General features: G+C 71.1%; 9 protein-coding genes. 5 read left to right on the plus strand and 4 right to left on the minus strand.

Annotation, left to right across the window (positions count from 1 at the left end; translation table 11 throughout):
* Nucleotides 1-74 precede the first annotated feature (74 nt).
* Complete coding sequence (locus J2S63_RS11130; RefSeq protein WP_310306673.1) at nucleotides 75-716, plus strand: TrmH family RNA methyltransferase; 642 nt, start codon at nucleotides 75-77, stop codon at nucleotides 714-716.
* Here the strand turns inward: J2S63_RS11130 and J2S63_RS11135 are convergent.
* The 3 genes from J2S63_RS11135 to J2S63_RS11145 are packed head-to-tail and all read right to left on the minus strand — an operon-like array spanning nucleotide 697 to nucleotide 2,975.
* Nucleotides 697-1,185, minus strand: coding sequence for a SigE family RNA polymerase sigma factor (locus J2S63_RS11135; protein ID WP_310301968.1), 489 nt, complete (start codon nucleotides 1,183-1,185; stop codon nucleotides 697-699). The genes J2S63_RS11130 and J2S63_RS11135 overlap by 20 nt on opposite strands.
* Nucleotides 1,182-2,030 carry a hypothetical protein gene (locus J2S63_RS11140; protein WP_310301969.1) on the minus strand — a complete coding sequence of 283 codons (849 nt, stop codon included), beginning with the start codon at nucleotides 2,028-2,030 and terminating at the stop codon, nucleotides 1,182-1,184. Before J2S63_RS11140 ends, J2S63_RS11135 begins: the two co-directional genes overlap by 4 nt.
* Before the next feature lie 54 nt (nucleotides 2,031-2,084).
* Nucleotides 2,085-2,975: an HDOD domain-containing protein gene (locus J2S63_RS11145; RefSeq protein WP_310301970.1), complete on the minus strand. Its 891-nt coding sequence runs from the start codon at nucleotides 2,973-2,975 to the stop codon at nucleotides 2,085-2,087.
* A 194-nt stretch (nucleotides 2,976-3,169) separates the two neighbouring features.
* Between J2S63_RS11145 and fbaA the strand changes: the two genes are divergently transcribed.
* The 3 genes from fbaA (at nucleotide 3,170) to J2S63_RS11160 (ending at nucleotide 11,086) form a co-directional block, all read left to right on the plus strand.
* The gene (gene fbaA, locus J2S63_RS11150; protein ID WP_310301971.1) at nucleotides 3,170-4,204 is read left to right on the plus strand and encodes a class II fructose-bisphosphate aldolase; all 1,035 of its coding nucleotides are present in this window, start codon (nucleotides 3,170-3,172) and stop codon (nucleotides 4,202-4,204) included.
* A gap of 187 nt (nucleotides 4,205-4,391) precedes the next feature.
* Complete coding sequence (locus tag J2S63_RS11155; RefSeq protein ID WP_310301972.1) at nucleotides 4,392-10,619, plus strand: CLIPPER-2 domain-containing protein; 6,228 nt, start codon at nucleotides 4,392-4,394, stop codon at nucleotides 10,617-10,619.
* 53 nt (nucleotides 10,620-10,672) lie between these two features.
* A complete protein-coding gene (locus J2S63_RS11160; protein ID WP_310301973.1) occupies nucleotides 10,673-11,086 on the plus strand; it encodes a DUF3151 domain-containing protein in 414 nt (137 codons plus the stop codon).
* Nucleotides 11,087-11,093: 7 nt separating this feature from the next.
* Here the strand turns inward: J2S63_RS11160 and J2S63_RS11165 are convergent, their stop codons facing one another.
* Entirely contained in the window at nucleotides 11,094-12,038 is a 945-nt protein-coding gene (locus J2S63_RS11165; RefSeq protein ID WP_310301974.1) for a diacylglycerol/lipid kinase family protein, read from the minus strand.
* 212 nt (nucleotides 12,039-12,250) lie between these two features.
* On the opposite strand from J2S63_RS11165, the gene J2S63_RS11170 reads away from it, so the two are divergent.
* The gene (locus tag J2S63_RS11170) at nucleotides 12,251-13,525 is read left to right on the plus strand and encodes an adenylosuccinate synthase (RefSeq protein WP_310301975.1); all 1,275 of its coding nucleotides are present in this window, start codon (nucleotides 12,251-12,253) and stop codon (nucleotides 13,523-13,525) included.
* Nucleotides 13,526-13,530: the final 5 nt, after the last annotated feature.

A 13,530-nucleotide genomic window follows, 5' to 3' on the forward strand; every position in this document is an offset into this window, starting at 1 on the left:
CCCCGCCCGGTAGCCTCCCAGCCGTGGAGCAGCCGGAGGAGCCCGACGTCGCGCGCCGGGCGCCGTACGACCCGATGCCGCACGGGCCGGTCGAGGTCGGCGTCGGTCCCTGGACCGGGCCGCGGCCCACCGGCCCCGGGTCCGAGGTGTACGACGAGCGGCTGCTCGCCGACGGCGACCGGCGCAACGTGGTGGACCGCTACCGCTACTGGACCCTCGAGGCGATCCGGGCCGACCTCGACGCCCGGCGGCACGACTTCCACGTCGCGATCGAGAACTGGCAGCACGACTTCAACATCGGGACGATCGTGCGGACGGCCAACGCCTTCCTGGCCGCCGAGGTGCACATCGTGGGCAGACGGCGGTGGAACCGCCGCGGGGCGATGGTGACCGACCGCTACCAGCACGTGCGGCACCACCCCGACGTGGCGACGCTGCGGGAGCACCTGGGCGACGTCCCGCTGCTCGGCATCGACAACCTGCCCGGGTCGGACCACCTGGAGACGATGACGCTGCCGCGCCGGGTGTGCCTGCTGTTCGGCCAGGAGGGACCCGGGCTCTCGCAGGAGGCCCGGGAGGCGTGCGACGGGACGTTCTCGATCGCGCAGTTCGGCTCCACCCGCAGCATCAACGCCTCGGCCGCCGCCGCGATCGCCATGCACACCTGGGTCCGCCAGCACGCCGACCTGTCCGGTCTCACGACCTGGAGGGGCTGAGCACCTCCCGCAGCCGGTCCCGTCCCCGTGAGGCGTGGCTCTTGACGGTGCCGGGGGAGATCCCGAGCTCGGCGGCGGTCTCCTCCACCGACAGGTCGAGCAGGTAGCGCAGCACCACGACCTGCCGCTGCATGACCGGCAGGGTCTGGAGCACCTCGACCAGCGCCGAGCGGTCCTCCGGGGCGGGGTCGTGGACGGACCGGTCGTGCCCGTCCAACGGGGTCCGCTCGCGTCGCCACGGTCGCCGGCCCTCGTCGACGTGCGAGGTCAGCACCGCCCGCCGTACGTAGGACTCCTCCGCGCCCTGGGTGTGCAGCCGCCCCCAGGCGAGGTAGGTCCTGACCAGCGCGGTCTGCACGAGGTCGTCGGCGCGGTGCCAGTCCCCGCACAGGGCGTAGGCGAACCGACGCAGGGCAGGGCGCCGGGCCTCGACGAAGGTGGTGAACTCCGCGTCGACGTCGCGCCTCACCGCCGGCCCCCGGCCGCGAGGGCGGAGAACAGGTCGCCGTAGAGGCTCCTCGCGTCTCGGACCAGGGCCGGGAGCGAGTCGGCGAACCGGTCGCCCTGCACCAGGACGTAGACCGGCGCGTGGCCGGGACGCAGCCGCGCCAGGACCCAGCGACGCTGTCCCCTCACCCTGAGCTCGGCGGCTGCGGTGAAGGTGCCGTCGGCGGCGGGTCCGAGGTCGACCCCCGTCCGCACCGCGACGACCCGGGTGGGCCCGGTGCCCCGGAGCGACCCGTCCGGGGTGAAGTAGACCGGGTGCGGCTCGACGGTGCCGGTCGACGCGGCCACCACGTGGTCGAGCCAGTCCTCCACCGCGGCGAACCGGACCCGCGCCGGCTCGACGGAGGTGAAGGTGCCTGCGCCGGACCAGTCGACCAGGCCCCACAGCTCGGTGTCGCCGCGTCGCACGACCAGGCCCCAGGACCTGCCGGAGGGCTCGCGGCCGAGCGGGTCGGCGACGGTCCGCTCGATCGCGGTGCCGGGGCTCGCGACCAGCCGTCCCTCGGAGGTGACGTGCACCTCCAGGTCCGGCGGGGGCTGCTCCTCCGCGGGCCGGGTGGCGAGCCCGGTGCGGTCGTCCCCGCCGGTGACCGGCGCCGCGAGCAGGTGCGTCCCGGCCAGGACCGCCGCGGCCGCCACCGCGGCGACGGCCAGACCGCCGGCCGCCCGGCGTACGCCCCGGCCACGCCGGGCACGGTGGGCGGCGAGGAGCAGGTCGTCGAGCGGTGCTGCCGGTGGGCCGCACGCCACGGCGGCGTGCAGCGCGTCGCGCAGCTCCGGGTCGTCGTCCACGTCGAGGTCGTTCATGACCCTGGGACGGAACCACGGCGGCGCGCGGTTGTCACGCGCGCCACGAGAAGGTCAGTCGACCCCGAACTTGTCGGCCATCAGGACGTAGCGGGCCCGCGCGGCCTCCAGCAGTGCGGGGTAGCCCGCCGGGTCGATGCCCAGCGCCTGGAGCAGCACGCCGTGGCTGGCGGCCACGTCCTCCGCCGGCGGCGCGTCCTCGGCGGACGGGGCGTCGTCCTGGCCGTGGAGGACGTCGGCCACCATCGCGTGGGCGACGCTCACCGCGGCGACCGTCGGCGTCATGCCCGGGTCGATGTCGTGGTGGTGGATGATCGCGTCCACGATCGTGTGGGGCAGCTTCCACCGCTGGGCCACGACCCCGCCGATGTCGGCGTGGTCGACCCCGAAGACGGCACGCTCGGCAGACAGCAGGTCCATGCCGTCGGAGCTCGCGGCCTGCTCGAGCATGGTGAGCACCTGGGCGCCGAAGTGGGTGGAGAGCACGACCTTGCCGAAGTCGTGCAGCAGCGCGGCGGTCGAGGCCTCCGGCGGGACCGTGACCTTGGCCTTCATCCGCAGCACGTCGGTCGACAGCGAGGCCGAGACCGACTGCTTCCACAGCTCGCCCGCCGAGAGGCCGTACGCCGGCAGCGCGCCGCCCATGCGGTTGTGCACCGAGCTGGCCAGGGCCATCGACAGCAGCGCGCCCGTGCCGAGCCGCATCGCGGCGTCACGGACGGTGGTGATCTGGGTGCGGCCGCCCATGGCGACCGAGTTGGCCCGGCGCAGCAGCAGCGCGGTCAGCGACTGGTCCATGGAGACGACCTCGGCGATGTCGCGGAAGTCGTGGGCGTCGTCGGCCACCAGCTCCGCGAGCCGCGTGACGGTGATCGGCAGCGCGTCGATCGCCTCGGCGGACGAGAAGAGGTCGAGCAGGTCGATCGCCTGGGCGGCGCGCTCCACGGTTGAGGACCTCCTGGGTCACGTCGGGGGCAGGTGTGACGTCCCAATGGTTCCTCATCAACCGCCACCACGGAAGGTTTTGGCCCCGCCGGGTGGGTGGTCCAGGAGTGGTCGGTACGGGCCGGTCCCAGGTGGCCCCCGGTGGATAGAGTGATGGTGACCGACCGCCGCCGGGCCGCCAGGAGACAGCCGACATGCCGATCGCCACCCCTGAGATCTACGCGCAGATGCTCGACACCGCCAAGGAGCGCGGGTTCGCGTTCCCGGCGATCAACGTGACCTCGTCCCAGACCCTCAACGCGGCCCTCGCCGGGTTCGCCGAGGCGGGCAGCGACGGCATCCTGCAGGTCTCGACCGGCGGGGCCGACTACCTGTCCGGTCCCACCGTCAAGAACATGGTGTCGGGCTCGCTGGCCTTCGCGGCCTACGCCCACGAGGTCGCCAAGAACTACCCGGTCAACGTCGCGCTGCACACCGACCACTGCCCCAAGGACAAGCTCGACGCGTTCGTGCGGCCGCTGATCGCCGCCTCCGCCGAGCAGGTCAAGGCCGGCGGGCTGCCGATCTTCCAGTCGCACATGTGGGACGGCTCCGCGGTGCCGCTGGAGGAGAACCTCCAGATCGCCGAGGAGCTGCTCGCCAAGTGCGCCGAGGCACGCATCATCCTCGAGATCGAGGTGGGCGTCGTCGGCGGCGAGGAGGACGGCGTCGTCGGCGAGATCAACGAGAAGCTCTACACCACCCCCGAGGACGCCATCGCGACCGTCGAGGCGCTCGGCACCGGCGAGAAGGGCCGCTACATCACCGCGCTGACCTTCGGCAACGTGCACGGCGCCTACAAGCCCGGCCACGTCAAGCTGCGCCCGGAGATCCTCAAGAAGGCCCAGGAGACGATCGTCGAGCACCTCGGCCTCGAGGCCGGCTCCCGTCCGTTCGACCTGGTCTTCCACGGTGGCTCGGGCTCGAGCGCCGAGGAGATCGGCGCGGCGGTCGACTACGGCGTGGTCAAGATGAACGTCGACACCGACACCCAGTACGCCTTCACCCGCCCGGTCGTGGCGCACATGTTCACCAAGTACGACGGCGTCCTCAAGATCGACGGCGAGGTCGGGGACAAGAAGTCCTACGACCCGCGCTCGTGGGGCAAGTCGGCCGAGGCCGGCATGGCGGCCCGGGTCGTCGAGGCCTGCGAGAACCTCCGGTCGACGGGGCACTCCCTCACCGCCTGACCCGCCCCAGGGCGACCTTCCGGCATGCCCACCCCCGTGCCCTCAGTCCCGTTGATACCGGGACCTTCCGGGACATAGCCGAGGCCTTCGGACTCCTGTTTACCCCCTTGTGTCCAGGTTGGATGGATATGGGAGGGGGCCGTTCCCGCGGAGGGGACGGCAACACACTGGGGTAGATGGGGCCGTCATGAAGACTCGCAAGCCGCTGTACAAGCACGTCAAGACGCCGGAGGGGTCCCGCAAGCGACTCGCCCTGGCGGCGGTCCCGCTGCTGGTGGGGGCAGCGACGGCGATCGTGCCGGTCCTGCCCGCCGCGGCCGCCTCCGGCGACTTCTCGCTCAACTTCGTGGGCGCGGCGCCGTACTCCTACAACCACCTGCACGGCGGCGGTGCGTTCGACGACGGGACCAAGGGCAAGACCGCTGACATCGTCGAGTCGCTCGAGGCCGTCGACTTCTCGTGCGGCGACATCGTCACCTACCTGACCAAGGTCTCGGTCGGCGACACCGCGCAGGCCGCGACCGACGGCCCTCAGACCATCGACATCGACTACCGGTTCCTGATGGACACCACCGGCCAGTCCGGTGTCGCCATCGGTGACATCACCAAGGTCGAGGTCAACCGGGCCCCGGTGGTCGACCTGGTGGCGGGGGAGGACTCCACCGACCAGGCGATCGTCGACGACGGGGGCAGCGTCGCGACGCTGACCAGCGAGACCAAGTCGGGTCCGATGTTCGTGGCGGGGTCGACGCTCAACGGGACCGTGCGGCTGACGGACCTGGAGCGGGCCGAGACCGTCGTCGTCCGGACCGACGTCCGGCTCTACTGCAAGCCCGGCGCCAGGCCGACCGGCAACCTGCAGGGCGCGGTCACCGCAGCGCGGCTGACGAAGGTCCAGGGCTCGGTCCCCGTGACCCCGGCGGCCGCCATCAGCGTCGGCAACCAGACGGTCCCCTTCTACCAGTTCGGCAACCTGCACTGGCCCGAGCTCGACCTCCAGAAGACCGTGACCACCAAGAACGGCACGCGTCCTGGGGTCGAGACCCTCGACATCGCCTCCGGCGACGAGGTCAAGTACCTCTACAAGGTCTCCAACCCCAGCAACGTCGGCAACCCGCCCGGGGCGGCGCTGTACGACGTGTCGACGATCACCGACGACAACCGGACGCCGGGCGACCCGAGTGACGACTTCACCGTCGCCCTGACCGGGCTGACCGACGTCGACGGTGACGGCCAGGCCGACGACCTGGCGGCCGGCGGCGTCGCCTACGGCGAGAAGGTCATGACGATCACCGTGCCGCAGGTCGGCACCTACACCAACACCGCGGCCGTGAGGGGCTACACCTTCCCGGGCGACGACACGCTCCCGCTCACCGACTCCGACACCGCCGCGGTCCGGGTCACCTCGGTGCCGGCCCCCGCGATCGACGTCGAGAAGGACGTCAGCGTCGACGGCGGCGCCACGTGGAAGGACGCCGACACCCTCGCGGGGGCGCCGACGGTCGCCGAGCGCAGCAACGTCAAGTACCGCTTCACCGTGACGAACACCGGCAACGTCCCGCTCTCGTCCCTCACGCTCTCCGACGACAAGCTCGGGCTCTCGGGGTGCACCGTCCCGGCCACCCTCGCGGTGGGTGCCTCCTTCACCTGCATCGTCACGACGACGCTGGCCCAGGCCAACCCCGACCACGTCAACATCGCCACCGCGACGGGCACCTCGAGCGGGACCACGGTCCAGGACACCGACCCCGCCCACGTGGTCGTGACCGACGTCGCGCCGACGATCCAGGTCACCAAGACCGCCGACAGGGCGACGGTCCCCGAGTCGGGTGGCGACGTCGACTTCACCTTCGTGGTGAGGAACACCAGCGGTGAGCCGGTGACGATCACCAGCCTGTCCGACTCGGTCTTCGGGACCCTGGCCGGTGACGCGGACTGCCAGGTCGGCACGGCGCTGGCCGTCGGGGACAGCTGTGCCTTCTCCGTCACGCGCTCGCTCGCGGGTGACGCCTCGGGTGCGGACCACCACAACGTGTTCACCGCCAAGGCGGTCGACAACGAGGGCACCGAGGCGAGCGACCACGACGACGCGACCGTGGGCTTCACCGACGTGCCGCCCACCATCGTGGTCACCAAGACGGCGGACAAGACGGCCGTGCCCGAGACCGGCGGCAACGTCGAGTTCACGTTCGTGGTGAGGAACACCAGCAGCGAGCCCGTCACCGTCACCAGCCTGGTCGACTCGGTCTACGGCGTGCTCGACGGCGACGCGGACTGCCAGGTCGGGACCGTCCTCGCGGCCGGCGCGGACTGCAGCTTCTCGATCACCAGGAACGTCGCGGGCGACTTCTCCGGCCCTGCCCACCACAACCTGTTCACGGCCATGGCGGTCGACAACGAGGGCACCGAGGTGAGCGACGACGACGACGCGACGGTGGACTTCACCGACGTGGCGCCGACGATCGAGGTCACCAAGACCCCCAACGTCGCGAGCGTGCCCGAGTCGGGTGGCTACGTCGTCTTCACGATGACGGTGAAGAACACCTCCACCCAGGAGCCGGTGACGGTCACCTCGCTGTCGGACTCGGTCTACGGGACGCTCGACGGTGACGCGGACTGCCAGGTCGGCACGGTGCTCGCGGTCGACGCCGAGTGCAGCTTCACGCTCGTGAAGTGGGTCTCGGGTGACCAGGTGGGTCCTGCCCACGTCAACGTGTTCACGGCCAAGGCGGTCGACGACGACGGCACCGAGGCCACCGACACCGACGACGCGACGGTGGACTTCACCGACGTGGCGCCGACCATCGAGGTGACCAAGACGGCCAACCCGACCGCGGTGCCGGAGACCGGTGGCGACGTGGACTTCTCCTTCACGGTGCGCAACACCTCCGGTGAGGAGGCCGTGGCGATCACCTCGCTGTCGGACTCGGTCTACGGGACGCTGGACGGTGACGCGGACTGCAAGCTCGGCACGGTGCTGGCGGCGGGTGCGGAGTGCTCGTTCTCGATCACGCGGACGGTCGAGGGTGACTTCTCGGGTCCGGACCACGTCAACGTGTTCACCGCCCAGGCGGTCGACAACGACGGCACCGAGGCCACCGACGACGACGACGCGACCGTGGACTTCACCGACGTGGCGCCGACCATCGAGGTGACCAAGACGGCCAACCCGACCGCGGTGCCGGAGACCGGTGGCGACGTGGACTTCACCTTCACGGTGAAGAACACCTCCGGTGAGGAGGCCGTGGCGATCACCTCGCTGTCGGACTCGGTCTACGGGACGCTGGACGGGGACGACGACTGCAAGGTCGGCACGGTGCTGGCGGCGGGTGCGGAGTGCTCGTTCTCGATCACGCGGACGGTCGAGGGTGACTTCTCGGGTGCGGACCACGTCAACGTGTTCACGGCCAAGGCGGTCGACAACGACGGCACCGAGGCCACCGACGACGACGACGCGACGGTGGACTTCACCGATGTCGCACCGGCGATCGAGGTCACCAAGACCCCCAACGTCACGAGCGTGCCGGAGACGGGCGCCTACGTCGTCTTCTCCATGACGGTGAAGAACACCTCGGCCCAGGAGTCGGTGACGGTCACCTCGCTCAGCGACTCGGTCTACGGCGTGCTCGACGGCGACGCGGACTGCCAGGTGGGCACCGTCCTCGCGGCCGACGCGGAGTGCAGCTTCGCGATCGTGAAGTGGGTCGCGGGTGACCAGTCGGGGCCGGACCATCACAACCTGTTCACGGCCAAGGTGGTCGACGACGACAAGACCGAGGCCACCGACGACGACGACGCCACGGTCGGCTTCGACGACGTCGCTCCGACCATCGAGGTGACCAAGACGGCCAACCCGACCGCGGTCCCCGAGACCGGTGGGCCGGTGGACTTCTCCTTCACGGTCGAGAACACCTCCGAGGAGACGGTGACGGTCACCTCGCTCAGCGACTCGGTCTACGGGACGCTGGACGGGGACGCGGACTGCAAGCTGGGCACGGTGCTGGCGGCGGGCGCGGAGTGCTCGTTCTCGATCACGCGGACGGTCGAGGGTGACTTCTCGGGTCCGGACCACGTCAACGTCTTCACCGCCCAGGCGGTCGACAACGACGGCACCGAGGCCACCGACGACGACGACGCGACGGTGGACTTCACCGACGTGGCGCCGACCATCGAGGTGACCAAGACGGCCAACCCGACCGCGGTGCCGGAGACCGGTGGCGACGTGGACTTCACCTTCACGGTGAAGAACACCTCCGGTGAGGAGGCCGTGGCGATCACCTCGCTGTCGGACTCGGTCTACGGGACGCTGGACGGGGACGCGGACTGCCAGGTCGGCACGCTGCTGGCGGCGGGCGCGGAGTGCTCGTTCTCGATCACGCGGACGGTCGAGGGTGACTTCTCCGGCCCGGACCACGTCAACGTGTTCACCACGAAGGCGGTCGACAACGACGGCACCGAGGCCACCGACGACGACGACGCCACGGTGGACTTCACCGACGTGGCGCCGACCATCGAGGTGACCAAGACGGCCAACCCGACCGCGGTGCCGGAGACCGGTGGCGACGTGGACTTCTCCTTCACGGTGAAGAACACCTCCGGTGAGGAGGCCGTGGCGATCACCTCGCTGTCGGACTCGGTCTACGGGACGCTGGACGGTGACGCGGACTGCAAGCTCGGCACGGTGCTGGCGGCGGGTGCGGAGTGCTCGTTCTCGATCACGCGGACGGTCGAGGGTGACTTCTCGGGTCCGGACCACGTCAACGTGTTCACCACGAAGGCGGTCGACAACGACGGCACCGAGGCCACCGACACCGACGACGCCACGGTGGACTTCACCGACGTGGCGCCGACCATCGAGGTGACCAAGACGGCCAACCCGACCGCGGTGCCGGAGACCGGTGGCGACGTGGACTTCACCTTCACGGTGAAGAACACCTCCGGTGAGGAGGCCGTGGCGATCACCTCGCTGTCGGACTCGGTCTACGGGACGCTGGACGGTGACGACGACTGCAAGGTCGGCACGGTGCTGGCGGCGGGTGCGGAGTGCTCGTTCTCGATCACGCGGACGGTCGAGGGTGACTTCTCGGGTGCGGACCACGTCAACGTGTTCACCACGAAGGCGGTCGACAACGACGGCACCGAGGCCACCGACGACGACGACGCGACGGTGGACTTCACCGACGTGGCGCCGACCATCGAGGTGACCAAGACGGCCAACCCGACCGCGGTGCCGGAGACCGGTGGCGACGTGGACTTCTCCTTCACGGTGAAGAACACCTCCGGTGAGGAGGCCGTGGCGATCACCTCGCTGTCGGACTCGGTCTACGGGACGCTGGACGGTGACGCGGACTGCAAGCTCGGCACGGTGCTGGCGGCGGGTGCGGAGTGCTCGTTCTCGATCACGCGGACGGTCGAGGGTGACTTCTCGGGTCCGGACCACGTCAACGTGTTCACCACGAAGGCGGTCGACAACGACGGCACCGAGGCCACCGACGACGACGACGCCACGGTGGACTTCACCGACGTGGCGCCGACCATCGAGGTGACCAAGACGGCCAACCCGACCGCGGTGCCGGAGACCGGTGGCGACGTGGACTTCACCTTCACGGTGAAGAACACCTCCGGTGAGGAGGCCGTGGCGATCACCTCGCTGTCGGACTCGGTCTACGGGACGCTCGACGGGGACGACGACTGCCAGGTCGGCACGCTGCTGGCGGCGGGCGCGGAGTGCTCGTTCTCGATCACCAGGACCGTCTCCGGTGACTTCTCCGGCCCGGACCACGTCAACGTCTTCACCGCCCAGGCGGTCGACAACGACGGCACCGAGGCCACCGACGACGACGACGCGACCGTGGACTTCACCGATGTCGCACCGGCGATCGAGGTCACCAAGACGCCGAGCAGGGACGCAGTCCCCGAGACCGGCGCGGCAGTCGTGTTCACCTTCACGGTGACGAACACCTCGGCCGAGGAGCCGGTGACGGTCACCTCGCTCAGCGACTCGGTCTACGGGACGCTGGACGGGGACGACGACTGCCAGGTCGGCACGCTGCTGGCGGCCGGCGCGGAGTGCACCTTCTCGATCACCAGGAAGGTCGCGGGTTCCGTCGACGGTCCCGACCACGTCAACGTGTTCACGGCCGTCGTCGCCGACAACGACGGGACCACGGCCGAGGACACCGACGACGCCGTCGTCCGCTTCGCCGAGGTGCTGCCCGAGCAGGAGACGCGCGACCCGCACCACCCCCAGAAGAAGCCCGTCGCCGAGGTGCGGCCCGCGCCCCGCGCCCCGGCGGCCGTGCTCCCTGCCACCGGCGGACCTCAGCGGTCGCTGCTGTGGGCGGGTGCCTCCGCCCTCCTGGCGGGCTTCGTGCTGGTCGTGGCGGGTCGCCGCCGCGGTGGGGCGCGCCGCTGACGGGGGCCGGGGCGGGGCCCCGCCGCAGGGGTGCACCGGGCACAATCGAGCCCATGACGCACCAGGACCTGCTGGCGGGGCCCCCGCCCACCCACCTTCCCGCCGACCCGGCCGACGCCGAGCTCGAGGCCGGGCAGGCCCCGGGTGACGTCGTACGCCGGCACCCTGAGTCGCCGACCGCGTGGGCGGCGCTGGCCGCCGAGGCACGGGCTGCCGGCAACGACGACCTCACCGTCTACGCCTACGCCCGCGTCGGCTACCACCGCTCGCTCGACCGGCTGCGCCGCCACGGGTGGAAGGGTCACGGCCCGGTGCCGTGGGACCACGCGCCCAACCGCGGGTTCCTGCGCTCGCTGGCGCTGCTCAGCGAGGCGGCCGCGGCGATCGGCGAGGAGGCGGAGGCCGCGCGCTGCGCGGACTTCCTGCGCGACTCCAGCCCCGAGGCCCACGCCGCCCTGCTGGGCTGAGGCCGGATCAGGCCTCCGAGGCCTCGGCGCCGGGCTCGGACTCCGCGGCGAGTCCACGGCCCGGCAGGAACATCCGGACCGCGTCGGGACGCAGCTCCCACGACATGTGCGTGTGCGGGCCGGTCACCTCACCGTCGGCGCTGAGGTAGAACTCGTCGCCCTCGACCTCGACCTTGCTGCCCTGCAGCTGCTCGACCTCCTTCATCAGGTGGTGGGAGCCGCCGCGGAGCCGCAGCATGTAGCCCAGGCGGCTCCACGGTCCGACGGCCCGCGAGACGATCACGGTGATGCGGCCGCTGGTCGGGTCGGCACCCGGGATCAGCTCGGTGCCGCCGCCGACGTCGGGGCCGTTGCCGATCGCGACCTGGGCCAGGCGGTGGGGCCGGTCGATCAGCTTGCCGTCGATGGTGACCTTGGCGTAGATGAAGTCGGGGCGCAGACCGGCGCTCAGCGCGCCGATCGCGTAGCCGAGCCGCCCCAGGCCGACCTTGCCCATGCGGGGCTTCCACTTCAGCGCGGACCGGCTCGCGTCGGCGCCGATGCCGAGGTGGGCGTTGTTGACGATCACCCGGTCGCAGTCGTCGACGACGAGGTCGATGGCCACGGAGTCGCCGGCGTTGACGACCCGGGCCGCGTCGGCCGGCTCGAGCGGGATGCCGGCACCGCGGGCGAAGTCGTTGCCGGTCCCGAGCGGGATGAGCCCGAGCCGGGTCTTCTCGAGGCGACGAAGCCGCCACAGCGCGTTGACGACCGCGTGGAGGCTCCCGTCGCCGCCGGCCACCGCCACGACCCGGTCACCCGACTTCTTCAGGACGTCCTCGAGCTCGTCCTCGTCCTCGGTCGCGACCTGCTCGACGTCGTACTTCTCGCGCAGGACCTCCACCGCCTCGGCGACCGCGTCGTCCTCGTTGGTCCCGGCCCCGGCGTTGCTGATCAGCAGAAGTCCCTCCACCTGCGAAGCGTACGGGTCCGCCCCTCCCTCCCGGTGGGGCACGGCCCTCCTGGCCCCGGGGGCCGGCCACCGACGCCCGCTCGGCAGGCGCGCGATTTGGTATCGTCGGGTCGCAAGAGCCCCGGAGTGCTGGTTGCACCCCCGGGGCTTTCGACTTGTCGGGGACCCGCTCACGGGCGGCCCCGGCGCGAGACGGCTCGGAGTGGTGGCAGATGCCGGCGATCGTGGTGCTCGGCGCCCAGTGGGGCGACGAGGGCAAGGGCAAGGCGACCGACCTGCTGGGGTCGGAGATCGACTACTGCGTGCGCTACCAGGGCGGCAACAACGCGGGCCACACCATCGTGGTCAACGGGGAGAAGTTCGCCACCCACCTGCTGCCCAGCGGCGTCCTCACGCCCGGGTGCACCCCGGTGATCGCCAACGGCGTCGTGCTCGACGCCCGCGTCCTGCTCACCGAGGTCGACGGCCTCGAGGCCCGCGGAGTCGACACCTCGTCGCTGCTGCTGTCGGGCAGCGCGCACCTGATCACCAGCTACCACACCGCGATCGACAAGGTCACCGAGCGCTTCCTCGGCAAGAACCAGATCGGCACGACCGGCAGGGGCATCGGCCCGGCGTACGCCGACAAGATCAACCGCATCGGCGTGCGGGTCGCCGACGTCTTCGACGAGAAGATCCTGGCCGCCAAGGTCGAGGCCGCACTCGAGGTCAAGAACCACCTGCTGGTCAAGGTCTACAACCGGCGCGCGATCAGCGTGGACGAGATCCTCGAGGAGATCGGGGGCTACGCCGAGCGGCTCGCCCCGATGGTCGCCGACACCTCGCTGGTGCTCAACCAGGCGCTCGACGAGGAGAAGGTCGTGCTGTTCGAGGGCGCCCAGGCCACGATGCTCGACGTCGACCACGGCACCTATCCGTTCGTCACCTCCTCCAACCCGATCGCCGGCGGCGTCGGGGCGGGTGCGGGCATCGGCCCCAAGCGCATCGACCGCATCATCGGGGTGATCAAGGCCTACACGACCCGGGTCGGCGCGGGCCCCTTCCCGACCGAGCTGTTCGACGAGGACGGCGACAAGCTGCGCCAGATCGGCGCGGAGTTCGGCACCACGACCGGCCGTCCCCGGCGCTGCGGCTGGTACGACGCGGTGATCGCCCGCTACGCCGCCCGGGTCAACGGGCTCACCGAGTTCTTCCTCACCAAGCTCGACTGCCTCGGCGAGTGGGACGAGATCCCCGTCTGCGTGGCCTACGAGGTGGACGGCGAGCGGGTCGAGGAGATGCCGATGACCCAGACCGAGTTCCACCACGCCACGCCCGTCTACGAGATGCTGCCGGGCTGGCGCGAGGACATCTCGGGCTGCCGCACCTTCGAGGACCTGCCGGCCAACGCCCAGGCCTACGTCCGCCGGCTCGAGGAGCTCTCGGGTGCCCCGTTCTGGGGCATCGGGGTCGGGCCCGGCCGCGAGGAGTCGATCGTCCTGCGCTGAGCGCG

Origin of the sequence: Nocardioides marmoribigeumensis (genome assembly GCF_031458325.1) — a bacterium.
Taxonomy (GTDB): Bacteria; Actinomycetota; Actinomycetes; order Propionibacteriales; family Nocardioidaceae; genus Marmoricola_A; species Marmoricola_A marmoribigeumensis.

Bases quoted from the DNA above. Each gene is read 5' to 3' on its own strand.
- J2S63_RS11130 (WP_310306673.1), top strand. From the start codon at position 75: ATGCCGCACGGGCCGGTCGAGGTCGGCGTCGGTCCCTGGACCGGGCCG.
- J2S63_RS11140 (WP_310301969.1), bottom strand. From the start codon at position 2,030: ATGAACGACCTCGACGTGGACGACGACCCGGAGCTGCGCGACGCGCTG.
- fbaA (WP_310301971.1), top strand. From the start codon at position 3,170: ATGCCGATCGCCACCCCTGAGATCTACGCGCAGATGCTCGACACCGCC.
- J2S63_RS11155 (WP_310301972.1), top strand. From the start codon at position 4,392: ATGAAGACTCGCAAGCCGCTGTACAAGCACGTCAAGACGCCGGAGGGG.
- J2S63_RS11160 (WP_310301973.1), top strand. From the start codon at position 10,673: ATGACGCACCAGGACCTGCTGGCGGGGCCCCCGCCCACCCACCTTCCC.
- J2S63_RS11170 (WP_310301975.1), top strand. From the start codon at position 12,251: ATGCCGGCGATCGTGGTGCTCGGCGCCCAGTGGGGCGACGAGGGCAAG.